Source organism: Achromobacter sp. CF-sbj1-Ac2-l, from assembly GCF_052698165.1.
In genome coordinates, this window is record NZ_CP199855.1 from 2,492,267 (window position 1) to 2,515,677 (window position 23,411).

The window sequence follows — 23,411 nt, forward strand, 5'->3', positions numbered from 1 at the left end:
TACGGACGCTTCCGGTGGTATGCCGGAGCGTCCGTGTGTGCGTACAGGGTAGGAATTTTGTCGTTTCACACGCTTAACGCTCGGATATTTCATGCTTGTCAATTTGAAAGTTCGCACCTGCATCATCCTGGTGCTGTTGCTCTTCACGGGTGCCATGTTCGCATCCAATGGCGTGGCCTGGATGGGATTGAATTCCAGCAATGACAAGCTGGACCAGATCAACGCGGCCTACACCGACCAGGCGGTGCCGCTGACTCGTGCCTATACCGTCTTCCTGCGCGCGCGCCTGCTGTTGTCCACCTCGTTGATGGACATGCAGCAGGGCAAGACCGAACAGGCGACCGCCCAGGCCAAGCGTTCCGAAGGCCTGATGCAGGATGCCTTCAAGATGATGGACGAGTTCCGCAAGGCGCCCCAGTTGCCGGGCACGGAAGCCCTGGGGCAGGCGGTCGACGTCGCGCTCAAGGAATACGACGCAGTGCTCAAGGGCCAGGCCAAGGCCCTGGCGAACATGGCGATCCAGGATTACCTGAATCTCAACGACGCCGCCAGCAACGTCAACACCAAGTTCCGCGAAGCCGTCGAAAAGTACCTGGACTTCGTCGACAAACGCACCGATGAGTTGGCGGCGCAAGCCCAGGTGGACCACAACATCTCGCGCAGTGTCACGATCGCGCTGCTCGTTATCGCGGCGCTGCTGGCGATCGGCTGTTGGATCTTCATCAATCGCACGGTGCTGCGCCCCTTGCACGAGGCGGGTGATCATTTCGAGAAGATTGCCGGCGGCGATTTCACCGGCCGCATCGATGTGCGCAGCACCAACGAGATCGGCCAGATGTTCGGCGCCGTCAAGCGCATGCAGGAGAGCCTGACGCGCACGGTGGCCACGGTGCGCCGTGGCGTTGACGAGATCAACGTCGGCTCGCGCGAGATCTCGGCCGGCAACACCGACCTGTCCAGCCGCACCGAACAGCAGGCGGCCTCGCTGGAAGAGACCGCGGCCTCGATGGAGCAGTTGGCCTCGACGGTCAAGCAGAACGCCGACAACGCGCGCCAGGCCAACCAGTTGGCGGCCAGCGCGTCGGACGTGGCCGAGCGCGGCGGTTCGGCGGTGGCCGAAGTGGTCAACACGATGCAGGGCATCTCGGCCAGTTCGCGCAAGATCTCCGAGATCGTGTCGGTGATCGACGGCATCGCCTTCCAGACCAACATCCTGGCGCTGAACGCGGCGGTGGAAGCGGCCCGTGCCGGCGAGCAGGGCAAGGGCTTTGCGGTGGTGGCGGGCGAAGTGCGCTCGCTGGCGCAGCGCAGCGCGCAGGCGGCCAAGGAAATCAAGGGCCTGATCGAGGACTCGGTGAGCAAGGTTGGCGCGGGTTCGCAGCAGGTCGAACGGGCGGGCGCGACGATGCAGGAGATCGTGGCGTCGGTCAAGCGCGTGACGGACATCATGGGCGAGATCTCGGCGGCGTCCGAGGAGCAGTCCAGCGGCATCGACCAGGTGAACCGCGCGGTGTCGCAGATGGACGAAGTGACGCAACAGAACGCGGCGCTGGTGGAAGAAGCGGCGGCCGCGGCCGGCTCGCTGCAGGAACAGGCGCAGCGCCTGGCCGAGGCGGTGGCCGTGTTCAAGATCAACGCTGGCGACGTGATCGAGGTGCCGGCGCGCCAGTTGGCGCAGCAGCACAGCGCCCCGCGTGTGTCGGCGCCGAAGGAAGAAAACGCGCCTGCGGCAGCGGCTCCGGCCGTGGCTGCGCCGACCGCGAGGCCGGAAGCGGCGGCTGAACCGGCCCAGCGTGCGGCCAAGCCCGCCGCCGCGCCGGCGCCGCGCCTGGCCCAGCCGGCCCGCGCCCGGCCCACCCCGAATAGCGGCGCCACCGCGGCGCGGCCGCTGCGACGCCCGGTCGTCAAGACCAGCGACGCCACCGACGTCAAGGCGGTCAAGCCGGTCCCGGCATCCTCGCGCCGAGCGCCGCCGGCGGATGACGATTGGGAATCCTTCTGACGGCGTGTTCGGCCAAGGTTTTTTGTTGCATTGAATAGGTAGTAGAAAACACATCCCTTTTACGACGGGGCGACGTCAACATGTCGCCTCGGCGGTTACCGGAAATATCGGAAAATGTTAAGCAATCTGAAGGTGCGCACGGGTTTGATGCTTGCCCAATTGGCAGTCGCCGTGGCCGCGCTGGTTGCCATCGCCCTGGGTTGGAACAGCATGCGATCCAACGCCGAAGCGATCAACGCTTTGGATAGCCTGAGCGTCCAGCAGAGCAATCTGGTCAAGGACTCTTATGTGCAGATGCTGCGCGCCACCATCCGCGCGGACATCGCCGCGGCCCAGCGCGCCGCCGGCGACAAGGCGGGCGCGGCCGAGAACACCCGCATCGTCCAGCAGTTGCTGACCGACGGCAAGGCCAAGCTCGAGAAGTTCAAGGCGATTCCAAAGACCACCGATATCGGCCGCGCCGCCGAAGGCCAACTGCTGGCCTCGTTCAACGGCTTTGCCGAAGGCCTGCAGGCCATGCTGGGCGCGCTGGACCGGGGGGACAACGCCGAATACCTGAACCTGAAGAACACCAAGACCGCCGCGGCCAGCGGCGCGTTTTCCAAGCAGTTGACCGAATTCGCGACCGCGATCACCACCTATAGCGAAGAGCGGGTGGCGGCGTCGCGCTCGGAGGGCGCGGTCATGGCGTATGTCTACCTCGCGCTGGTCCTGGTAATCCTGGCCGTGTCGCTGGGCGCCTTCCTGTTCATGAACCGCGTCGTGCTGCGGCCGCTGCGGGCTGTCGGCGAGAGCTTTGACCGGATCGCCGGCGGCGACCTGACCACTCGCGTCGAGGTGCAATCGACTAACGAGATCGGTGCCCTGATGGCGGCGGTCAAGCGCATGCAGGAAAGCCTGGCGCGCACGGTGTCGACCGTGCGCCGTGGCGTCGACGAGATCAACGTTGGCTCGCGCGAGATCTCGGCCGGCAACACCGACCTGTCCAGCCGCACGGAAGAGCAGGCGGCTTCGCTGGAAGAGACCGCCGCTTCGATGGAAGAGCTTGCCTCGACGGTCAAGCAGAACGCCGACAACGCGCGCCAGGCCAACCAGTTGGCGGCCAGCGCGTCGGACGTGGCCGAGCGCGGCGGTTCGGCGGTGGCCGAAGTGGTCAACACGATGCAGGGCATCTCGGCCAGCTCGCGCAAGATCTCGGAAATCGTGTCGGTGATCGACGGCATCGCCTTCCAGACCAACATCCTGGCGCTGAACGCGGCGGTGGAAGCGGCCCGTGCCGGCGAGCAGGGCAAGGGCTTCGCGGTGGTGGCGGGCGAAGTGCGCTCGCTGGCGCAGCGCAGCGCGCAGGCGGCCAAGGAAATCAAGGGCCTGATCGAGGACTCGGTGAGCAAGGTCGGCGCGGGTTCCGAGCAGGTTGAGCGGGCGGGCGCGACGATGCAGGAGATCGTGGCGTCGGTCAAGCGCGTGACGGACATCATGGGCGAGATCTCGGCGGCCTCCGAGGAGCAGTCCAGCGGCATCGACCAGGTCAATCGCGCGGTTTCGCAGATGGACGAGGTGACGCAGCAGAACGCGGCGCTGGTGGAAGAAGCGGCGGCCGCGGCCGGCTCGCTGCAGGAACAGGCGCAGCGCCTGGCCGAAGCGGTGGCCGTGTTCAAGATCAACGCCGGCGACGTGATCGAGGTGCCGGCGCGCCAGTTGGCGCAGCAGCGCAGCGCCCCGCGCGTGGTTGCGCCGACGGTCGAGGAAACGGCGCCCGCGCAACAGAAAGCTGCGGCGCCCGTCGAGCCGGCGCCGCGCCAGGCCGCGCCGGCTGTCCGCCTGACGCACACCGCGCCCCGCGCCAAGCCGGCGTCCGGGGCGGAGGCGGCGAGCGCGGCGCGTCCGCTGCGCCGTCCGGCGCCGCGCGCCGGCACGGCCACGACCGCGGCAAACGACGCCAAACCGGCGACGCCGGCGGCGACCCGCCGCCAGGCGCCGGCAGACGATGACTGGGAATCTTTTTGACGCCGGCAATGACCGGTAAATGGGCAGGTATGCGAGGCTATCTACATCTTCTGGCGGCAGCGGCGATCACGGCATTGATCGTCGGCTGCTCGGCGACGGGCCACAATTTCGACCCCGGCAAGCTGTCGACCCTGACGCCGGGGCAGACGACGCTGGAAGAAGCCTCGCGGGCGCTCACCGCCCCGCCCGACAAGTTCTACAAGCAGACCGACGGCACCTTCCTCGCCCTCTGGTCCTTCAAGATCACGTTTGTCCCGGACGGCTTGTACAGCCGCAAGGAAGCGCTGCTGCAGTTCGGCCCCGACGGCCGCCTGATGCGCCTCGTGGACAGCACCAATATTCTGCTGGAACCCTGGGAACGCCAGAAGTTGCTGGGCCCCGCGCCTGTGCCTGACGTCAGTCAGGAATGGGCGCAGCAGCCCGCGCCGGAGGTCCAGGTGGAAACCATCGTCATACCGGGGCCGGCCGTCGTGTCGCCCGAGCCGATGCGCCAGGGCCGTTAGGTCCCGTTTTCGCGGAGAGCGTGCCGGCCCCGGAGGCCGCCGCGTACGTCGCCCTGATGCGTGCCACTTCCGCCAGGAAGGCACGCCAGGGTGGTTTTTCATTTGGTCAGAGCTGTACCTGAGGGATGGGGAAAGAATATGGAAGCGAGTCTGGAATCCGGAGCGAAGTCAGGCAAGGTCGGTAAGAAAAAGGCCTCGCGTGCGCCCAAGGTGAAACGCAAGCTGAGACTGCGCGACGCACGCGTCGGCACGATGCTGCTGTGGGTCATGGCATTCTTCGCGGTGCTGATCGCGGCGGTGGGCGGCCTGGCCGCCTTCTTCCTGCAGCATAACTACGAGTCCATCCGCGAGGTCAATGCGCTGACCGAGCGCTCCAAGCAAGTGGATGTGATCAACAGCGACATGCTGCGCGCCCGCGTCAGCCTGATGGTCGCGGCCCGCCACCTGCAGGAGTCGGGCTGGGGCAGCGGCGAGAACTCGGCGCGCGACGCGGCCGCGGCGCTCAAGGGCGCCACCGATCTGCTGACCGGCGTGCGCAGCCGCTTCGCCGACTTCCAGAAGAACATGCTTCAGGATGACACCGGCCGCCAGCTATCGATGAACCTGGTGCGCCGCTACCGTTCGTATATCGATGACGGCGTCGACACCATGGTGGAAGCGCTGCGCAGCGAGGACTACTCGACCTTCTACATGGTCAACAATGAATACGGCACGCCGCGCAGCGCCGCCTTCATCGAGGCCATCGGCGAATTCAGCAAGTACATTGCCGACCAGCAGGAAGCCACGATCCAGCAGGCCGAGGACAACTTCAACCGCGCCATGGTGGCCGTTGCCGTCGCGGTGGCGTTGGCGCTGGCCCTGATGGTGTTCTGCCGCGTGCTGTTCGGCCGCCTGGTGGTCCGTCCGCTGGTCGAGGCCGGCCAGCATTTCGACAAGATCGCCGCCGGCGACCTGACCAGCCGCGTCGAAGTGCGTTCGCACAACGAAATCGGCCAGTTGTTCGCCGCGCTCAAGCGCATGCAGGAAAGCCTGACGCGCACGGTGGCCACGGTGCGCCGCGGCGTCGATGAAATCACGGTGGGTTCGCGCGAGATCTCGGCCGGCAACACCGACCTGTCCAGCCGCACGGAAGAGCAGGCGGCTTCGCTGGAAGAGACCGCCGCTTCGATGGAAGAGCTTGCCTCGACGGTCAAGCAGAACGCCGACAACGCGCGCCAGGCCAACCAGTTGGCGGCCAGCGCGTCGGACGTGGCCGAGCGCGGCGGTTCGGCGGTGGCCGAAGTGGTCAACACGATGCAGGGCATCTCGGCCAGCTCGCGCAAGATCTCCGAGATCGTGTCGGTGATCGACGGCATCGCCTTCCAGACCAACATCCTGGCGCTGAACGCGGCGGTGGAAGCGGCCCGTGCCGGCGAGCAGGGCAAGGGCTTCGCGGTGGTGGCGGGCGAAGTGCGCTCGCTAGCGCAGCGCAGCGCGCAGGCGGCCAAGGAAATCAAGGGCCTGATCGAGGACTCGGTGACCAAGGTTGGCGCGGGTTCGCAGCAGGTCGAACGGGCGGGCGCGACGATGCAGGAGATCGTGGCGTCGGTCAAGCGCGTGACGGACATCATGGGCGAGATCTCGGCGGCGTCCGAGGAGCAGTCCAGCGGCATCGACCAGGTCAATCGCGCGGTGTCGCAGATGGACGAGGTGACGCAGCAGAACGCGGCGCTGGTGGAAGAAGCGGCCGCCGCGGCCGGCTCGCTGCAGGAACAGGCGCACCGGCTGGCCGAAGCGGTGGCCGTGTTCAAGATCAACGCGGGCGAAGTGATTGAAGTGCCGGCCCAGCAACTGGGCGGCTACCAGGCGCCGACGCTGACGCAGGACTGATCATCGGGGCGCGAGCCCCGCAATGCGAAGCCCGGCCTGTTGGCCGCGGCTTCCGCCGACCCGGCGCCCGTTCGCGGCCGCCGGGTCGAATGTCTTATGTGGGTCTGATTTTTGTCATGAACAGCTTAAGTTTTCGAAAATATTGCCGTTCATGGTCATAACGCCCAGGACAAGGGCAGTGAACCGGCCCAGGTCGCGCCGCGCATCGGCATGCGCAGCCCCCGGGGCACGGCGCGGACGCGGTGCGGCGGGGCACCCGGTCCGGGTCGACCTTCGCGGATCGTTCGCTGCACCATGATGCAACCGGAGACAAGCTGTGCGCGTAAACCTTCCTGTCAATGACGTGGAAACCAAGCTGCGAGAGGATCAATACCTGATCTCGCGTACCGATACCAAGGGCCGCATCCTCTACGCGAATCCGGCATTTATCGAAGTCAGCGGATTCTCCCGCGAGGAACTGATCGGCAAGGCGCACAACATTGTGCGCCATCCCGACATGCCGCCGGAAGCCTATGCCGACCTGTGGCAGACGCTCGAAGCCGGCGAGTCCTGGCTCGGCCTGGTCAAGAACCGCCGCAAGGACGGCGGCTACTACTGGGTGCTCGCCAATGCCACGCCGATCGTCGAGAACGGCGAAGTGGTGGCGTATTCGTCGGTGCGCGTGCGGCCGAGCGACGAACAGATCGAGATGGCCGAGGCGCTGTACGAACGCATCCGCGAAGGCCGCGCCCGCGGCGTGCGCATCGTGCGGGGCCGGCCGGTGCGCGCCGGCTGGCGCCGCAGCCTGGACTTGCTGGCCTTCCCGTTCAAGCGCAACGTGCGCAGCCGCATGTTCCGGCACGCGCTGCTGTCGTCGGGCATCGTGGTGGCGGCCGGCGCCTATGGCCTGAACGCCAACTGGGCCTCGCTGGATGCCGCCGGCGCCGGCCTGGCCTGTGGCCTGCTGGCGTTGGGCGTGGCCGGAATCTTCGGCCTGGGCTGGAGCCTGAGCCGTTCGCTGCTGGATCCGATGGTCGACGCCGCCAACATGGCGCGCCAGGTCGCCGCCGGCAACCTGACCACCCAGATCGTGGCCGACTCCGATGACGAGATCGGCAGCCTGAAGTTCTCGCTCGAGGTCATGCGCAAGAGTTTGATCGGCATCGCGCAGGACGTGTACCGCGGCATCGAGGGCACGACTCAGGCCGCGGTGCACATTGCCCGCGGCAACCAGGAACTGGCCGGACGCACCGAGGGGCAGGCCGCCTCGTTGCAGCAGACCGCGGCGAGCATGGAGCAGTTGACCTCGACCGTGCGCCAGAACGCCGACAACGCCCGCCAGGCCAACCAGCTCGCGGCCAGCAGCATGGACGTGGCGCGTCGCGGCGGTGTCGCGGTGGGCCAGGTGGTCAGCACCATGCATGGCATTTCCGACAGCTCGCGCAAGATCGTCGACATCGTCAGCATCATCGAGGGCATTGCCTTTCAGACCAACATCCTGGCGCTGAACGCGGCGGTCGAAGCGGCCCGCGCCGGCGAGTCCGGCAAGGGCTTCGCGGTGGTGGCCGGCGAAGTGCGCAGCCTGGCGCAAAAGAGCGCCCAGGCCGCCAAGGAGATCAAGGGCCTGATCGAGGATTCGGTCGAGCGCGTGACCGAAGGCTCGGCCCAGGCCGAGCAGGCCGGCGCGACGATGGAAGAGATCGTGGCGGCGGTGCATCGCGTCACCGACATCATCGGCGAGATCTCGCAGGCGTCCCAGGAACAGTCCAGCGGCATCGAGCAGGTTGATAGCGCGGTATCGCAGATGGACGTGATGACGGTGCAGAACACCGCGCTGGTGCAGGAGCTGGGCGGCGCCGTGCTGCAGTTGGGCAACCAGTCCGGCACCTTGCGCGAGACCATCCGGGTTTTCCGCCTGACCGGACAGCAGTAGGTCTGCGAAAGACGCATGAAAAAGCCGGCCTTCGGGCCGGCTTTTTCATGGCGCGTTGCGCGTGGCAAAGCCGGCGGCGTCGGTCGTGGCGCTATCTGCCCGCCAGCGCGTCCGTCACGCGGCTCATCGCCGACAGGCCGGATTCGAACAGCGATTCCAGGAACGGGCCGGAATTGGGCAGCACCACGGTCAGCAGCACCACGCCCACGATCAGGCTGACCGGAAAACCCACCGAGAACACCGACAGTTGTGGCGCGGCGCGGTTCAGGATGCCCATGGCCAGGTTGATGGTCAGCAGCGCGCAGATCAGCGGCAGGGCCAGCAGCAGGCCCGACACGAACACGGTCTTGCCCCATTCCACCACCACGCCCCAGCCGTTCTGGTGCAACTGGATCGCCGCCACCGGCAGGGTGTCGAACGAGCGCACCAGGGCCGCCAGCACCAGCAGGTGGCCGTCCAGGGCCAGGAACGTCAGCATCGCCACGATGTTGAACAGGCGCGACAGCACCGCCGTGTTGGCGCCGGTGCTGGGATCGAAGAACGAGGCGAACGACAGGCCCATCTGCAGGCCGACGAATTCGCCGGCGGTTTGCACCGCCGCGAACACCAGGCGCATGGAAAAGCCCATGGCGATGCCGATCAGCACTTGCTGCATCACCATCCAGAGGCCGGCGAACGAGCCCGGCGCGATGGGGGGCGCGGGGTCGAGCGCCGGGCTGACGGCGACCGCCAGCACGAAGGCCAGGCCGATCTTGACCTTGACCGGGATGATCGATTCGGAGAAGAGGGGAGCGGTGCCCACCAGCGCCAGGATGCGCACGAACGGCCAGAGGAACTGGCCGATCCAGCCATTGAGCTGCTCGATGGTGAAGGAGAACATGGCGACGCGTCCCGGGGCCGGCGGCGCGCCGCTACGACACCAGGCCGGGGATCTGGCCGATGAGCTGGCGGATGTAGTCGACCATGATGCCGATCAGCCAGGGGCCCAGCAGCACCAGCACGCCGCACATGGCTAGCAGCTTGGGGATGAACGACAACGTCATTTCGTTGATCTGCGTGGCGGCCTGGAAGATGCTGATCACCAGGCCCACGATCAGGGTGATGATCAGCAGCGGGCCGGCCATCGCCAGCGCGACTTTCATCGCCTGGTAGGTCATGGTCATGACGGTTTCGGCGGTCATGGCGATTCCCTATTGATAGAAGCTCTGGGCCAGCGAGCCCATCAGCAGGTTCCAGCCGTCGGCCAGCACGAACAGCATCAGCTTGAACGGCAGCGCCACGGTCACGGGCGGCACCATCATCATGCCCAGGGCCATCAGCACGCTGGCGACCACCAGGTCGATGATGAGGAACGGGATGAAGATGGTGAAGCCGATCTGGAACGCGGTCTTGAGCTCGCTGGTGATGAATGCCGGCACCAGGATGCGCAGCGGCACCTGCGACGGATCCTCCAGCGCCGGCTGCTTGGCCAGGTTGGCGAACAGCGCCAGGTCGTTCTCGCGGGTCTGGTGCAGCATGAAGGTGCGCAGCGGGCCGGCGGCGCGCTCGACCGCGGCCTCGAACTGGATCGAGCCCTCGGACAGCGGTTTGTAGGCGTCGGTGTAGATCTTGTCGAACACCGGCGACATTGTGTAGAAGGTCAGGAACAGCGCCAGCCCGATCAGAACATGGTTGGGCGGCGACATCGCGGTGCCCATGGCGCTGCGCAGCAGGCCCAGCACGATGATGATGCGGGTGAAGCCGGTCATCATCAGCAGCGCCGCCGGCAGGAACGACAGCGATGTCATCAGCAGCAGCGTCTGCATGCTGAGCGAATAGGTTTCGGAACCGCCCGGGCCCGGCGTCGCGGTCAGGGCCGGCAGGGTCGCCTGCGCCACCACGCCGGCGGGGAACAGGGCCAGGCCCAGCAGGGCGGCGGCGCCCAGCAGGGGGAGCGCACCGCGGCGGGCGCGAGGGGAGTTGGGCAAGCTCATGGTGTGGAAATGCGCGCGCCGGCTAGCGGCGCTTGAGCGCCTGGCCCAGCTTGGCCGCGAAGGCGGCGGCGGGCAAGGTCGCGGCTTGCGGCAGTTCGCCGGCGGGCAGGGTATGCAGGGTGTTGAGCTGGCCGGGGCTGACGCCCACGACCACCCAGGTGTTCTCGATCTCGACGACGACGATGCTCTGCCGCGCGCCGATCGGCAGGCTGGCGACCTGCTTGAGCAGGTTACCGCCGCCGCGCTGCGTCAGGCCGGCGCGGCGCGCCAGCCAGGCCGCGGCCAGGATGGCCGCCAGCACCAGCACCAGGCCGATGATGACGCGCAGCAGGGCGGAATCGTTCATCACGGGCGTGGCTTCAACGGCGGTTGTTGAGGCGGTTGATGCGTTCGGACGGGGTGATGATGTCGGTCAGGCGGATGCCGTACTTGTCTTCCACCACCACCACTTCGCCCTGGGCGATCAGGTAGCCGTTGACGAAGATGTCCATCGGCTCGCCGGCCAGGCCGTCCAGCTCGACCACCGAGCCTTGGCCCAGTTGCAGCAGGTTCTTGATGGTCAGGCGGGTGCGGCCCAGCTCGACCGTCAGTTGGACGGGCACGTCCATGATCAGGTCGATATCGGTGCCGGCGCCCGATGCGGCACCGGCCAGCGGCTTGAACACCGACTGCGCGGCCGATTGGGCGGCGGGCGCGGCCGGGGCGGGCGTGGCGGGCGCTGCCGGGGCAGGCGCCGGGGTGGCGGCAGCGGCCGGCGGCGTGGCCGCGGTCTGCTCGGCCATGGCGGCGGCCCAGTCGTCCTGAGCGGGCTTCAGGCCATCCGCCTGGGTGGGCGGATTGGCGCGGGATTGTTCGGCGAGCGCGTCGGCCCAGTCGTCGGCCGGGGACGAGCCGGAGCCGGGCTCGTTCTTGTCAGTCATGGTCGGGGGCCTCGTTAGATTCGGTATCGTAGGTAAACATGTTCTGCACGCGCAGGGCGTACTGGCCGTTAAAGACGCCGTAACCGCATTCCATCAGCGGCACGCCGTCGACATGGGCAATGACGGTCTGCGGCACATCCACGGGCAGGATGTCGCCAACCTTCATGCGCATCAGTTCGCGGATATTGGACGGAATGCGCGCGAATTCGGCGACCACGTCGATGTCGGCGCTGCGCACCTGGCGCGAAAGCTGTTGCGACCAGCGCTGGTCCACTTCTTCCAGCGTGGTTTCCTGCAGCGGTCGCGTGAGCAGGTCGCGCACGGGTTCGATCATGGAGTAGGGCAGGCAGATGTTCAGGTCGCCGCCGGTCGCGCCGAATTCGATGTGGAACGAGGTGACGACCACCACTTCATTGTTGCCGGTGATGCTGGCGAACTTGGTGTGCATCTCCGAGCGGACGTAGTCGAACTCGATCGGATAGACGGGGTCCCAGGACTTGCCGTAGCTCTCCAGGGTCAGGTTGAGCAGGCGCCGGATGATGCGCTGTTCGGTGGTGGTGAAGTCCCGGCCCTCGACGCGCGTGTGATAGCGGCCATCGCCGCCGAACAGGCTGTCGATGACCAGGAACACCAGGTTCGGGTCGTAGGTGAACAGGGCCGTGCCGCGCAGCGGTTTCATCTGCACCATGTTCAGGTTGCTGGGCACGGGCAGGTTGCGCTCGAAGTCCGCGTACTTCTGGATCTTGATGGAACCGACGGTGATGTCCGCGCTGCGGCGCATGAAGTTCAGCAACACGCTGCGCATCTGGCGCGCAAAGCGTTCGTTGATGAGTTCCAGCGTCTGCATGCGCCGGCGCACCACGCGGTCGGGCGAGCTCAGGTCATAGGCACGGGCGCCGTCGTTGGGGCCCGCGGATTCCTTTTTGCTGTCGCTCTCGCCCGTGACGCCGGCCAGCAGCGCGTCGACTTCGTCCTGCGAAAGAAACGCCTCGTAGGCCATGCTTATTGCACCACGAACGCCGTATACAGTACGTCGGTGACATACTGGCCGTCCGGCAGGGGCGCGAACGGGCGGTTGACGGCTTGCTTGATGGCGTTGGCCATGTCGGTCTTGCCCTGTTGCGTCTGCACGCCGGTGGGCGATTGCGAAGACAGCACCATCAGGATGCGGCTGCGCACTTCAGGCATGTACTTTTCGAGACGGATACGGGTCTGTTCGTCGCTGACGCGCAGGGTCAGGCCGACGTGCATGATGCGTTCGGTGTCGGCGTTCTGCAGCGTGACGGTGAAGGCCTCGATCGGCACGAAGATCGGCGCGGGCACCGCGGCCGGAGTGGTGGGCGGGGCGACGAAGGTGGTCGGCGTGGCTTGCGGACCCGCGGCGCCGGGCTGGCCCGGCTGGCCGCCGGTCTGACCGACGCCCAACTGCACCGGCGCGCCGCCTTGCGGCTGCATGCGCTGCGCGACGAACCAGGTCGCGCCCGCACTCGCGGCCGCCACCAGCAACAGCACCAATATCATGAGCAACGGACGAAGGATTCGGCCAATGCCGCCGGAGCGTGTCGGAAGCGCGCCGCGTGGCGGCATGGTTGTGGGTTTGGAAGTCGCCATCTCGGTGTCGATGCGTGTTTTGCCGCTGATGAAAACGGATTCTTAGTGGATGAAAGCATTCTGCCCGAAATGCGCCCCCGGCTTGGAGGCGAAAAACAGGGCGAAAGCCGTGTATCTCAAGCTATTGCTGCACCGCCCGCAACCGTTGCCGGCCGCGGGCCGCGCGATTGTTACGCGAAGGTGTCGACCAGCGCATTGGCGTTGCGCGAAGCCGTCACGGCGACCGGCTGGCCATCGATCGCGCCGTCGGCCACGGCAGCGCCGTTGCCGCCACCCTGGCGCTGGGAACCGCCGCCGTTCTGCTGCGCGAATTCCTGTTGCGCGGCCTGTTCGCCGACGCTGGTCTGGCCCAGCGAGATGCCGGCCTGGGCCAGCGCCTGCTGCAACTGCGGGATGGCGGTTTCGATGGCCTGGCGCACCGAGGCGTGAGCCGAGACGAACGACGCGCTGGCCACTCCGTCGGCCAGGTTGATGCTGACGCGCAGCGGGCCGAGATCGGGCGGATCCAGGCGCAGTTCGGCGGTCTGGGTGCCCTGGCGCACGTTGTTGCTCATGACGACCATCTGCTGGCCCAGTTCGGTGCCCCAGTGGGTGCCGCCCACGGGGGTGGCGACCTGCAGCACGACCGGCACGTTGGGCACGGCGATGCTGGCGGGGTTGGCGATGGGCGCGGGTTGCTGGCGCTGCGAGGCGGCGGCGATGGCCTGGGCCAGGTGATCCTGGGCGTTGGCGGCGTGCTGCGGAACCTGGAACTGCTGCGCGGTGCTGAGCACCGGCGCGTCGGATTCCTCTTCGGCGCGCACATGGTGGGGGGCGGCCGGCGTCGGTTCGGCGGCCACGCGCACGTCGGCTGCGCGGGGCTGCGCGGGTTCGGGCGCGGGGCGCGGCAATTCGCCGGCGGGCGCGGCCTTGGCGGCGATCTCGGCGACCGGGGCGGAGCCGGGCTTGGCCGCGGCGGTGACCACCGGCAGGGCGGCCTGGGCATCGCGGCTGGCCAGGGCGGCGGCGGCTTCGGCCTGTTGCGCGGTGGCGGGCACCGGCGCGCGCGGCGTGGCGATCGCATCGTTGGCGGTCAGGGCGGCCTGCACCACGGCGGCGCCAGCGCTGATGGCCGTGGCGGCGGCCTGGGCGGTGCCGCGCGCCAACTGCGTCTGTTCGGCGGCCTGGGCGGCAATCTCCAGGGCCTGCTGCGGCAGCACCGGCGCCGCCGGCTGCTGCGCGGCGACGGCAAGCGCGCCCGCTTCGGCCTGGGCGGCAGTCTGCACGGCATTGTCGATGGCCTGCGCGGCGGCATCCTCGGCGTTGCCGGCGGCGCCACCCGAACTCTTGCCGCTGGCCGGCGTCTTGGCGCCGCCGTTGGCGGCGGGACGCGCGTCGGCGGACGGATTGGGGCGTTGCTGGGCCAGCACGTCCGAGAAGGACGGACCTTTCTTGGCTGTGGCCGGCGCGGCCTTGGCGCCGAGGGTGTCGGCGATCGAGACCGGCGCGGCGGGCGCGATGGCGGGGGTGGGCAGGGGAGCGGTCATGGCGGGCTTCCTGTGGGCAATTAATGCATCCCGGCCCGGCGCTGGACCAGGCGGGCGGAGTATTCGTCGTTGGCGCGCTGTTCGCGGCGGGATTCGACCACGGCCTGGGCGCGCAATTCGCGCTGCGCCAGGGCGTCGTACGAGTTGAGCTTGCGCTTTTCCTGCTGCCAGTAGAGCCGGCCCTTGGCCAGGTTATCGTCGGCCTGGCGCAGCACGCCTTGCTGCTGGCTGATGGCGTCGTCCAGCGTGCCGATGAAGCGCTGGTAGTTGTGGCAATCGCTGGCGGACATGCCGGTGGTCATGGCTTGCTGCAGGCGTTCCAGGTAGTCCTGGCGATAGTCCTGCAGCATGCCGAGCTGGCGTTCGGCATTGGTGCGCTCGGTGCTGAGGCGGCCAAGCAGGCGGGCGGCTTCGTCCGTGCTCTCCTTGGCCAGGTTGATCAGCATGTCCAGGGGCAATTGGCTAGGCATAGGTGTCCCTCAATTCAAAGCTGGCGCGCAACTGTTCCACCGCGTCCTCGTAGCCGACGTTCTCGCCGATATCCTGTTGCAGGAACGCTTCGAGGCGCGGGTAGCGGGCGATGGCGTCGTCCAGTTGCGGGTCGTTGCCGGCGGCGTAGGCGCCCACGGCGATCAGGTCGCGGTTGCGCTGGTAGCGCGATAGCGTCTGCTTGAAACGGCGCACCACCGAGAACTGCTGCGGCGTGATCAGCGAGGTCATGGCGCGCGAAATGGAGGCCTCGATGTCGATGGCGGGGTAGTGGCCGGCTTCGGCCAGATGGCGCGACAGCACCACGTGGCCGTCCAGGATGGCGCGGGCCGAGTCGGCGATCGGATCCTGCTGGTCGTCGCCTTCCGCCAGCACGGTGTAGAACGCGGTGATCGAGCCGGCCTTGCCGCTGGGGCCGGGCGCGCCCATGCCGGCGCGTTCGACCAGGGTCGGCAGCTTGGCGAACACGGATGGCGGATAGCCCTTGGTGGCGGGCGGCTCGCCGATGGCCAGCGCGATTTCGCGCTGTGCCATGGCGTAGCGGGTGAGCGAGTCCATGATCAGCAGCACGTCCAGGCCCTGGTCGCGGAAGTGTTCCGCCAGGCGCGTGGCATAGGCCGCGCCCTGAAGGCGCAACAGTGCCGAGACGTCGGCCGGGGCGGCCACCACCACCGAACGCGCCAGGCCTTCCGGGCCCAGGTTGTGCTCGATGAATTCCTTGACTTCGCGGCCCCGCTCGCCGATCAGGCCGACCACGATGATGTCGGCCTTGGTATAGCGGGCCATCATGCCCAGCAGCACGCTCTTGCCGACGCCGGAGCCGGCGAACAGGCCCATGCGCTGGCCGCGGCCGACGGTGAGCAGGCCATTGATGGCGCGCACGCCGGTATCGAGCACGGTGTCGATCGGGGCGCGCGACAGCGGGTTGATCGGCTGCGCCGATAGCGGCGCCAGTTCGGCGCCGGTCAGCGGACCGAGGCCGTCCAGCGGCCGGCCGGCGCCGTCCAGCACACGGCCCAGCAGGGCGTTGCCCACCGGCAAGTGGCGGCCCAACTGGGGCTTGGCGTTGCCATTGAGTTCGGCCTTGCGCGGCAGCGGGATCTGGCGCTGCACGGGCGGTTCGCCGGGCACCACGCGGGCGCCGGGCGGCAGGCCGGAAATGTCGGCCTGCGGCATCAGGTACAGGGTGTGGCCGTCGAAACCGACCACTTCGGCGTCGGCCCAGTGGTCGTGGCCGCGGGCGATCTCGATACGGGCGGCGGCGCCCACCGGCAGGCGCAGCCCCGTGGCGTGCAGCACCAGGCCCGTGGCGCGCGTGATCTTGCCGCTGACCAGCCAGGGGTCGGTCGACGCGGCGCGGATCGAGCCGATCTGCAGTTGGGTCTGCCAGCGGTCGATCACGGGCACGGCCGGTTGGCCGGGCTGCGCGGGGGCCGGATTGGCGCTCACGCCGGATCCTCCCAGTGGACGTTGCGGCCCAGCGAGGCCGCGACGCGGCGCCAGCGGGTCTGCAAAGTGGCGTCGATGTCGCCGAACGGCGTCTCGGCGCGGCAGCCGCCGCGGGCGATGGATTCGTCGGCCAGCACGCGCCAGTGGCCTTCCTTGAGTTCGTCGGCCAGGTGCAGGCGGATCAGCTCGATGTCGGCGGGGTTGGCCCACAGGCGCATCTGGCCGCCGGCGGTGGGGTTGATGTGCAGCACTTCGCGGACGGCGCTGGCCACGGTGTCGGGCTGCTCGGCCAGGGTGGTGCGCACGACCTGCTGGGCGATGTCCAGCGCCAGCGTCAGCAGGCTCTGGCCCATCTTTTCTTCCAGCGAGCCGACCGACTCGGCGCAGGCCTGCATCAGCGCGTGCAACTGCTGCGCTTCCTGGGCGCCTTGTTCGCGCGCCTGGGCCAGGCCTTCGGCATAGCCGGCTTCGCGACCGGCCGCCAGGCCCGCTTCATGGCCTTCGGCGCGGCCCGCTTCCAGGCCGGCGGCATGACCCTGCGCGTAGCCTTCCTCGCGGCCCTCGGCGATGGCCTGGGCGCGCAGCTGGGCCATCACCACTTCCGGGTCGGGGCCCGGATCGGGTTCGGGCTCGGGTTCGACTTCGACGGGCGGCGGCTCGTCGAACGACAGCATCTGCCAGCGCCGCCAGGCGGCACTGCGCGAGATGAGCGTCGACTGGCCGGTATCCGCTTCAGACATACGCGTCGTCTCCGGAGTTGCCCAGCACGATCTGGCCGCTCTCGGCCAGGCGGCGGGCGATCTGCAGGATCTTCTTCTGCTCGGTCTCGACCTTCGACATGCGGATCGGGCCTTGCGCTTCCAGGTCTTCGCGCAGCATTTCTGCGGCGCGGCTGGACATGTTGCGCAGGAACTTGGCGCGCAGCTCTTCCTGGGCGCCCTTGAGCGCGACCATGAGGGTGTCGTTGTCGATTTCCTTGAGGATGAGCTGGATGGCGCGATCCTCGACGTCGAGCAGGTTGTCGAACACGAACATCTCGTCGATGATCTTCTGCGCCAGGTCGCTGTCGCGTTCGCGCAGGCTGGCGACCACGGTTTCCTCCTCGGCCGAATTCATCATGTTGAGAATCTCGGCCGCGGTGCGCACGCCGCCCATCTTGCTGCGCTTGGCGCCCTGGCCGGCCAGCACCGAATTGAGCACTTCGGTCAGTTCCGACAGCGCCGCGGGCTGCACGCCGCCGAAGGTGGCGATGCGCAGCATGACGTCGTTGCGCAGGCGGTCGGTCAGCAGCGCCAGCACGCCGGCGGCGCGGTCGCGCTCCAGGTGCACCAGGATGGTGGCGATGATCTGCGGGTGCTCGTCGCCGATCAGCTCGGCCACGGTGTGCGGATCGAGCCAGTTCAGGGCGTCGATGCCGCTGCCGCCTTCGCCGGCTTCCAGGATGTCCTCGATCAGGCCGGCGGCGCGGTCGCTGCCCAGCGCCTTGGTCAGCACGGTGCGGATGTAGTCGTCCGAACCCAGCGTGACGGCCATGAACTGGTCGGCTTCCTGGCGGAATTCCTCCAGCACCACGGCGACGTCGTTGCGGGTGACCTGCTTGAGGCTGGCCATGGCGGCGCCGACCTGCTGGACTTCGCGGGCGGAGAGGTATTTGAAGACCTCGGCGGCAGCATCTTCACCCAGCGACATCATCAGGACGGCGCTGCGCGTCATGCCGTCCATCGGCTTGGAATCATTTTTCATCTTTGGTCATCCAGGTGCGCAGGACCATCGCGACGGCGCGCGGATCCTTGTTCGCCATCGTGCGGGCGCGTTCCAGGTTGTCCTGGTAACGGTCGGTTTCCTTGGCGCGGGCCAGGTCCTGGGCCTCGCGCTGGGCTTCGATGCGCTCGGCCTCGGCCACTTCCGGATCGACCGGCGGGTACAGGTAGTCGCCCACCGAACGGCGCACCTTGCGGTACAGCCACAGGGCCAGGACGCCACCGACCAGCCATGCCAGGATGGTCTTGAACAGCGAGATCATTTCCGGATCGCGCCACATCGGCAGGGCCGGCGGACCGTCGTTGAACTGACTGTTGACCAGGTTCAGCGAATCGCCGCGGCTTTCCGAGTAACCCATCGCCTCGCGCACAAGGTTCGTCAGTTTGCTCAGTTCCTCGGGCGGCAGGGCCTTGAGGTCGCCATCCTTGTCGCGCACGTAGTTCACCACCACGGCGACCGAAAGGCGTTTGACGGTGCCGACCGGTTGCTTGATGTGGCTGATGGTGCGGTCGACTTCGTAGTTGGTGGTGGCGTCGCGGCGATCGTTGATGGTGCCGCCGGCGTTCTGGGCGCCGGTGGCCGTCTGTTGCTGCTGTTGTTGCTGGCCTTGCTGCTGCGGCTGGCCCGGGCGCGGCGGCTGGGTTTGCGGCGGATTGGCGATGGGAGCCTGGGCGTTGCCCGGGGGCTGGTTGGACAGTGCGCCGGGCACGCCCTGGGCGGGATTGATGCCGCGTTGGTTCTGATCGCTGGTCTGCTGGCTGCGGATGGCGGCCTGGCCGGGTTCCTGGTTGGGACGGTAAACCTCGGACGTTTCCTCGCGGCGGGCGAAGTCCATTTCGGCGCTGGCCTGGGCGTGCACGTTGCCCGGGCCGACCAGCGGATTGAGGATGGTCAGGATGCGTTCGACGGTGCGCTGTTCGGTTTCGCGGACCATGCGCATCTGGTCGGCATCCATGCCGCGGCCTTCGCCCAGCGGCGAGGACAGCAGGCGTCCGTTCTGGTCGACGACCGAGACGTTCTCGGCGGTCAGTTCCGGCACGCTGGAGGCGACCAGCCACGAAATGGCCGAGACCTGGGCGTCGCTGAGGCTGCGGCCGGGGTAGACGTTCAGCAGCACCGAGGCGGTGGGCGGCTGGCGTTCACGCACGAACAGCGACTGGCGCGGCATGGCCAGGTGCACGCGGGCGTGCTGCACGGTGTGCATGGATTCGATCGAGCGCGCCAGCTCGCCTTCCAGGCCACGCTGGTAATTGATCTGCTCGGCGAACTGGCTGGCGCCGAAGCGGGCATTGTCCATCAGCTCGAAGCCGACCGAGCCGCCGCGCGGCAGGCCCTGGGACGCCAGTTGCAGGCGGGCGTCGTAGACGCGGTCGGCCGGCACCAGCAGGGCGGTGCCGGTGTCGTTGTACTTGTAGGGCACGTTCATGGTGCCCAGGGCCGTCACGATGGCGCCGCCATCGCGGTCGTCCAGATTCGAGAACAGCACCTTGTACTTGGGCTCGCTGCTCCACATCGCCACGGCGACGATGAGCGCGACCACCGCGGCTGCCGCGCCCAGCAGGACCGGCTTGGGCAGGGCGCGGATCTTTTCCAACACGGGAAACTTCGCCAGAAGCGACGCGCTCAGGGTAGCCTGCTGATTCATTGGCGGCTCCCGCTGGCTTCGCGGAGCAGGGAAAAGGACTTCATGTTCGGGTAGGGCAGATTACACATGCAACGTGCTTCTGGTCTGGGGAGAGCCTGGATTATTGCTGCTGCGTTAGCAAACCCAATCGTCGAAAACAGCGGTTTTTTGGCGTTACTTATCCCCTATGTAGACAAGCGACCGTGGCGGTGGGGCGGGCGGGGTGGCGGCGCGCGCCGGCGGGGGCGGCGCATTCGGGGAAATATCGGGTGTTTTGGCGGCTTTTAGTCGCTATGACGCCGGGGTTGCCGGGTTACGCTGCGTGCATTGTTGGCGTAGTCCACGCCCCACCTGCAAGGAATAACGTAATGGCTGTATCAGGCTTGTCCGGCATCGAGAGCATGCTCCAGCAGATGCGCGTGGCCGTCACCAAGGCCGAAACCGGCAACCTCGCCGCCGGCGAGGCGGTGGCCCAGCCCGACGGCTTTGCCGCCGAGCTGCAACGCTCCATCCGCCGCGTCACCGGCGCGCAGAATGCCGCCACGGCGCAGGCCAAGGCATTCGAAATGGGCGCGCCCGACGTCTCGCTCAACGACGTGATGATCGACCTGCAAAAAGCCAGCATCGGCTTCCAGACGGCCGTCCAGGTCCGCAACAAGCTGGTCGCGGCCTACAAGGAAATCTCGTCGATGGCCGTGTAACGGCGCAGGCAGGGCCAGAACGGCCCTGCCTCGGCTAGAACATAACCCAATCTAGGCCAGAACGTCCGCCCCGCCGCCCGGCCGCCCGTAGGCGGGGCAGCCCCCTCGGGGGGGCAGCAAGCACGCGTAGCGTGCGCCGCGTGGGGGCTCACAACACGCGCCGCGTGGGGGCAACACTACCTTGCGTTTTTTTCCAGGCGCCAGACGACCTGTTGCAGCCAGTTTTCCTGCCGCGCGTCCAGGTTCAGGAACACCGCGCCCAGGTGGCTCATGGGCGGTTCGCCGGTCAGCGACACATGGGGCGGCGCCGGCTCGTCGGGGTTATCGGACTGGACCATGGGTTGGCCCGAAATCGGGTACACATTGCGCACTTCGAGGTGCGCGTTGAGCTTGCCCAGGTCGCCGAAGTCCAGTCGCACGTCCTCCAGCACCGAGCCGCGTTCCGGCAGGGCCTGCACCGCCAGTTCCACCCGCAGGCCGACGCCGTCCACCGACAGATCGCGCACCGAGAAACTGATCGGCTTCTCGGCCGGGTCGGGTTGCCACGACGCCTGGCAGCGGTTGGCGTTGCTGATCAGCGAGGCGCGGAACATCTTGCGGCGCTGGATGCGGGCAAGGTGTTCGGGGAAGGGCGACATCAAGGCGGCGCTGCCGTCATCGAAATGGATGACTTCGGGGCGCTCGACGCGGAAGCGGATCTGCACGCCGCCGTAGGCGGTGGCGTGGAAATGGAAGGTCGTGCCGCTCAGCAGGCCCATGCTGTCGGACTGTTCGAAGTCGGCCCCGGCGTAGTCGCGCGGGCGCCAGAAGAACTGGCGGGTCTGCTTGTCGGCGCCCAGCACCAGTACCGCCATCTCGCGATCGGCGGCGTCGCGCACCAGGATATGGCTGTCCGGGTGCGTCAGTTCGAAGAGGGCGGCGCGCATGTCTTCCGGCCGCGTGAGCAGGAATTCCGGATCGCTGGCATCCAACACAGTGATGTCCTTGGAAAATAGGGGTCAGGCTGGCGGCGCGGCGTCGGGAAGCTCGCGCGATTCGAGGCGGTACAGCCAGGCCAGCAATTCTGCCACCGCTACGTAGAGTTGGGGAGGAATATGCGCATCCAGGTCCACTTGCATCAGCAGGCCGACGAGTTCGCGCGACTCGTGGACATAGAGTCCGTTTTCCTCGGCGGCGCGCACGATAGTGTCGGCCAACTGGCCGTAACCCTTGGCCACGACGCGGGGAGCGGCGTCCTTGTCGTCATACGAGAGCGCGACCGCGGCGTTGCGGTTGGCGTTGGGACCCTGGTCGGGAGGCGGGGCGGTGCGCATCAGAAATCCGTGGGCATGACGGGACGCGGATCGACCACGTTCACCACCAGGTGGCTGAGCGTGAGGCCGGCGGCCAGCAGGCGCGAACGCAGTTGGTCCGAGGACTCATTGAGTTCGGCCGCGCCATGGGGGGCGACCAATTGCAGCACGATCTGATCGCCGGCCAGGTTCAGGCGCGCGTCCACCAGGCCCAGGCGGGGCAGGTCCAGCTTCAGGCGGGTCGCCCAGGTGGGCACGCCGGATTCCGGGTCGCCGCCGTAGGGCTCGCGTTCGACTTCCCACTCCATGGGGGCGCCGGGCCAGGCTTCGCCTTGCCAGGTCAATGCCTGGTTGGCCAGCACGTCGAGCTGCTGGCGCACCAGCACGGTGAGATCCTGGTGGATGCCGCTGACCGGCGTGCCGGGCGCGGGGGTGTGGGCGCCGCCGCCCGTCGTCGGCGCCTCGCCGCCCGCGCGGTTGGCGGAGGTGCCGGCGCTGTCGGCGCGCGGCCGGGCCAGGTCGGCTTCGCTGGGAACGCCGCTGCGCGTGAGCTTGGCTTGCGGCTCCTGCTGCAATTGGGCCGGATTGCTGCGGCCGAAGACCATGTCGGTCAGGTGCGATTCGTAGAACAGGCCGCTGGTCTGCAGCGCCGCGCGCAGCGCCTGGCCCAGCGCGCGGGCGGACGGTCCGGCCGCCGCCAGGCTGGCGTGGGCCGTGGCGTCGGCGCCCTTGGCGCCGCCGGAGGCGTCGGCCGCGCCGCCAGGGCGGCCGGGCTTGGCGCCGAGCGGGGTATCGGCTTCGAGGTCGGCGCTGACTGCCGCGGCGGTGGCTGCCGCGGCGGTGGCCAGGGCCGCGGCCGCGCTGGTGGCCGGGGTCGTGGCGGGAGCCGCCGCGCCGGTGGCGGGGGGCTGGGGTTGTCCGGGTTGCGCCGGCTGTGCGGCGGCCTGGTCGGTGCCAGGCTGGGCCGGCGCGTTGGCCGACCACAAGGGAGCGCGGCCCTGCACCGGCGGCGCCGCGTCGGGATACTGGGCCAGCAACGCCAGGATCGCGCGCGCGGTCGTGCCCAGCGTGGTGGGGGCCGAGGCCGTGGTGTCGCTACTGGTGACCAGGCCGCGGGCGGCCAGCGCCAGCGCGGCGGCGGTCTTGGCGTCCAGGACGGTGGGCGGGCGGTCGCCGCGGGCGCCGCCGGTCTGGATGCCTTGTCGCGGGTCGCGATTGGAGCCGTCGGCCGAGCCGGGCTTGTCCAGGTTGCCGGGCTGGCTGACCGCATCCGGCCGCGCGCCCGACACCTGGTTGGCGCTGGCGGCGGACATCGTCGTGCCAAGCACGGCGTCCAACCGCTGCACTAGGACGTTGCCGAGTGCCGCGGGACCTACGCTCATGCTTCAGGCGCCTGGTAGCCGTAGGCCGACAACAGCGTCTGCTGGCGCTTCATGCGGCCCAGCAGTTCGCCCAGCCGGGCCAGTTGCGGGAGCGCCAGGTCCCGCGTGAGCGCGTCGTTTTCGAGGATGCGCACCAGCAGGTCGTACTTCATGGCGCGGCCGGCTTCGTCCAGCGGCGCGGTCGGCTCCGCGATCCGCAGGCGTTCGACCAGCTCGCAGTATTGCTGCCCGTGGGCCATCGCCGTATCCCAGTCGCCGGCCTGGGCGGCCGTCAACATCTCGCCCGTGATGAGGGCGATCTCCTGGTAGTGTTCCAGAATAGGGGATGAGTACTGGGTAAGGGACGTCATGGAAATCTCGGGCGTTCGATGGCTGGCTGGATTTGTGTTT

23 protein-coding genes are annotated in these 23,411 nt (G+C 68.1%); 6 read left to right on the plus strand and 17 right to left on the minus strand.

From position 1 onward, the window contains the following. Nucleotides 1-91: 91 nt before the first annotated feature. From ACUDCK_RS11375 to ACUDCK_RS11395, 5 genes are all read left to right on the plus strand, one after another. Complete coding sequence (locus ACUDCK_RS11375; RefSeq protein WP_175167457.1) at nucleotides 92-2,002, plus strand: methyl-accepting chemotaxis protein; 1,911 nt, start codon at nucleotides 92-94, stop codon at nucleotides 2,000-2,002. A gap of 114 nt (nucleotides 2,003-2,116) precedes the next feature. Further along, nucleotides 2,117-4,009 (plus strand): methyl-accepting chemotaxis protein, encoded by a 1,893-nt coding sequence (locus tag ACUDCK_RS11380; protein ID WP_175167456.1) that lies wholly within the window; start codon nucleotides 2,117-2,119, stop codon nucleotides 4,007-4,009. A gap of 29 nt (nucleotides 4,010-4,038) precedes the next feature. Further along, nucleotides 4,039-4,512: a hypothetical protein gene (locus ACUDCK_RS11385; protein WP_054504566.1), complete on the plus strand. Its 474-nt coding sequence runs from the start codon at nucleotides 4,039-4,041 to the stop codon at nucleotides 4,510-4,512. Between the two features lie 138 nt (nucleotides 4,513-4,650). Beyond that, nucleotides 4,651-6,381, plus strand: coding sequence for a methyl-accepting chemotaxis protein (locus ACUDCK_RS11390; protein ID WP_175167455.1), 1,731 nt, complete (start codon nucleotides 4,651-4,653; stop codon nucleotides 6,379-6,381). Between the two features lie 316 nt (nucleotides 6,382-6,697). Continuing rightward, nucleotides 6,698-8,293 (plus strand): methyl-accepting chemotaxis protein, encoded by a 1,596-nt coding sequence (locus tag ACUDCK_RS11395; protein WP_054502849.1) that lies wholly within the window; start codon nucleotides 6,698-6,700, stop codon nucleotides 8,291-8,293. A 91-nt stretch (nucleotides 8,294-8,384) separates the two neighbouring features. Here the strand turns inward: ACUDCK_RS11395 and fliR are convergent, their stop codons facing one another. From fliR to fliF, 13 genes are all read right to left on the minus strand, one after another. After that, nucleotides 8,385-9,173: a flagellar biosynthetic protein FliR gene (gene fliR / locus ACUDCK_RS11400; protein ID WP_054502848.1), complete on the minus strand. Its 789-nt coding sequence runs from the start codon at nucleotides 9,171-9,173 to the stop codon at nucleotides 8,385-8,387. A gap of 31 nt (nucleotides 9,174-9,204) precedes the next feature. Next, nucleotides 9,205-9,474: a flagellar biosynthesis protein FliQ gene (gene fliQ / locus ACUDCK_RS11405; protein ID WP_025138879.1), complete on the minus strand. Its 270-nt coding sequence runs from the start codon at nucleotides 9,472-9,474 to the stop codon at nucleotides 9,205-9,207. A gap of 9 nt (nucleotides 9,475-9,483) precedes the next feature. Beyond that, on the minus strand, nucleotides 9,484-10,266 hold the full coding sequence (fliP, locus tag ACUDCK_RS11410) for a flagellar type III secretion system pore protein FliP (RefSeq protein WP_020927351.1): 783 nt from the start codon (nucleotides 10,264-10,266) through the stop codon (nucleotides 9,484-9,486). Nucleotides 10,267-10,288: 22 nt separating this feature from the next. Next, nucleotides 10,289-10,612 carry a flagellar biosynthetic protein FliO gene (gene fliO / locus ACUDCK_RS11415; protein ID WP_116793262.1) on the minus strand — a complete coding sequence of 108 codons (324 nt, stop codon included), beginning with the start codon at nucleotides 10,610-10,612 and terminating at the stop codon, nucleotides 10,289-10,291. A 13-nt stretch (nucleotides 10,613-10,625) separates the two neighbouring features. Further along, nucleotides 10,626-11,186 carry a flagellar motor switch protein FliN gene (gene fliN / locus ACUDCK_RS11420; RefSeq protein WP_144658143.1) on the minus strand — a complete coding sequence of 187 codons (561 nt, stop codon included), beginning with the start codon at nucleotides 11,184-11,186 and terminating at the stop codon, nucleotides 10,626-10,628. Then, on the minus strand, nucleotides 11,179-12,186 hold the full coding sequence (gene fliM / locus ACUDCK_RS11425) for a flagellar motor switch protein FliM (RefSeq protein ID WP_006394458.1): 1,008 nt from the start codon (nucleotides 12,184-12,186) through the stop codon (nucleotides 11,179-11,181). Before fliM ends, fliN begins: the two co-directional genes overlap by 8 nt. A gap of 2 nt (nucleotides 12,187-12,188) precedes the next feature. Beyond that, nucleotides 12,189-12,797 (minus strand): flagellar basal body-associated FliL family protein, encoded by a 609-nt coding sequence (locus tag ACUDCK_RS11430; RefSeq protein WP_035360305.1) that lies wholly within the window; start codon nucleotides 12,795-12,797, stop codon nucleotides 12,189-12,191. Between the two features lie 170 nt (nucleotides 12,798-12,967). Beyond that, nucleotides 12,968-14,323, minus strand: coding sequence for a flagellar hook-length control protein FliK (locus ACUDCK_RS11435; RefSeq protein WP_144658142.1), 1,356 nt, complete (start codon nucleotides 14,321-14,323; stop codon nucleotides 12,968-12,970). Nucleotides 14,324-14,343: 20 nt separating this feature from the next. After that, nucleotides 14,344-14,793 carry a flagellar export protein FliJ gene (gene fliJ, locus ACUDCK_RS11440; RefSeq protein WP_054502844.1) on the minus strand — a complete coding sequence of 150 codons (450 nt, stop codon included), beginning with the start codon at nucleotides 14,791-14,793 and terminating at the stop codon, nucleotides 14,344-14,346. Then, nucleotides 14,786-16,261, minus strand: coding sequence for a flagellar protein export ATPase FliI (fliI, locus tag ACUDCK_RS11445; RefSeq protein ID WP_054502843.1), 1,476 nt, complete (start codon nucleotides 16,259-16,261; stop codon nucleotides 14,786-14,788). Before fliI ends, fliJ begins: the two co-directional genes overlap by 8 nt. Continuing rightward, entirely contained in the window at nucleotides 16,258-17,001 is a 744-nt protein-coding gene (gene fliH / locus ACUDCK_RS11450; RefSeq protein ID WP_064523621.1) for a flagellar assembly protein FliH, read from the minus strand. Before fliH ends, fliI begins: the two co-directional genes overlap by 4 nt. After that, a complete protein-coding gene (gene fliG, locus ACUDCK_RS11455; protein WP_054502841.1) occupies nucleotides 16,994-18,004 on the minus strand; it encodes a flagellar motor switch protein FliG in 1,011 nt (336 codons plus the stop codon). The genes fliH and fliG overlap by 8 nt, the downstream gene beginning before the upstream one ends. Next, the gene (gene fliF / locus ACUDCK_RS11460; RefSeq protein WP_054502840.1) at nucleotides 17,994-19,667 is read right to left on the minus strand and encodes a flagellar basal-body MS-ring/collar protein FliF; all 1,674 of its coding nucleotides are present in this window, start codon (nucleotides 19,665-19,667) and stop codon (nucleotides 17,994-17,996) included. The genes fliG and fliF overlap by 11 nt, the downstream gene beginning before the upstream one ends. A 347-nt stretch (nucleotides 19,668-20,014) precedes the next feature. On the opposite strand from fliF, the gene fliE reads away from it, so the two are divergent. Next, nucleotides 20,015-20,347, plus strand: a complete 333-nt coding sequence (gene fliE, locus ACUDCK_RS11465; RefSeq protein WP_035360311.1) for a flagellar hook-basal body complex protein FliE — start codon at nucleotides 20,015-20,017, stop codon at nucleotides 20,345-20,347. Between the two features lie 176 nt (nucleotides 20,348-20,523). On the opposite strand, the gene ACUDCK_RS11470 is transcribed toward fliE, so the two are convergent. The 4 genes from ACUDCK_RS11470 to ACUDCK_RS11485 are packed head-to-tail and all read right to left on the minus strand — an operon-like array spanning nucleotide 20,524 to nucleotide 23,371. Continuing rightward, a complete protein-coding gene (locus ACUDCK_RS11470; RefSeq protein ID WP_054502839.1) occupies nucleotides 20,524-21,321 on the minus strand; it encodes a flagellar brake protein in 798 nt (265 codons plus the stop codon). 24 nt (nucleotides 21,322-21,345) lie between these two features. Beyond that, a complete protein-coding gene (locus ACUDCK_RS11475) occupies nucleotides 21,346-21,660 on the minus strand; it encodes an EscU/YscU/HrcU family type III secretion system export apparatus switch protein (RefSeq protein ID WP_054502838.1) in 315 nt (104 codons plus the stop codon). Then, complete coding sequence (fliK, locus tag ACUDCK_RS11480; RefSeq protein ID WP_175167454.1) at nucleotides 21,660-23,021, minus strand: flagellar hook-length control protein FliK; 1,362 nt, start codon at nucleotides 23,019-23,021, stop codon at nucleotides 21,660-21,662. Before fliK ends, ACUDCK_RS11475 begins: the two co-directional genes overlap by 1 nt. After that, nucleotides 23,018-23,371, minus strand: coding sequence for a flagellar protein FliT (locus tag ACUDCK_RS11485; protein ID WP_035360316.1), 354 nt, complete (start codon nucleotides 23,369-23,371; stop codon nucleotides 23,018-23,020). Before ACUDCK_RS11485 ends, fliK begins: the two co-directional genes overlap by 4 nt. Nucleotides 23,372-23,411 lie beyond the last annotated feature (40 nt).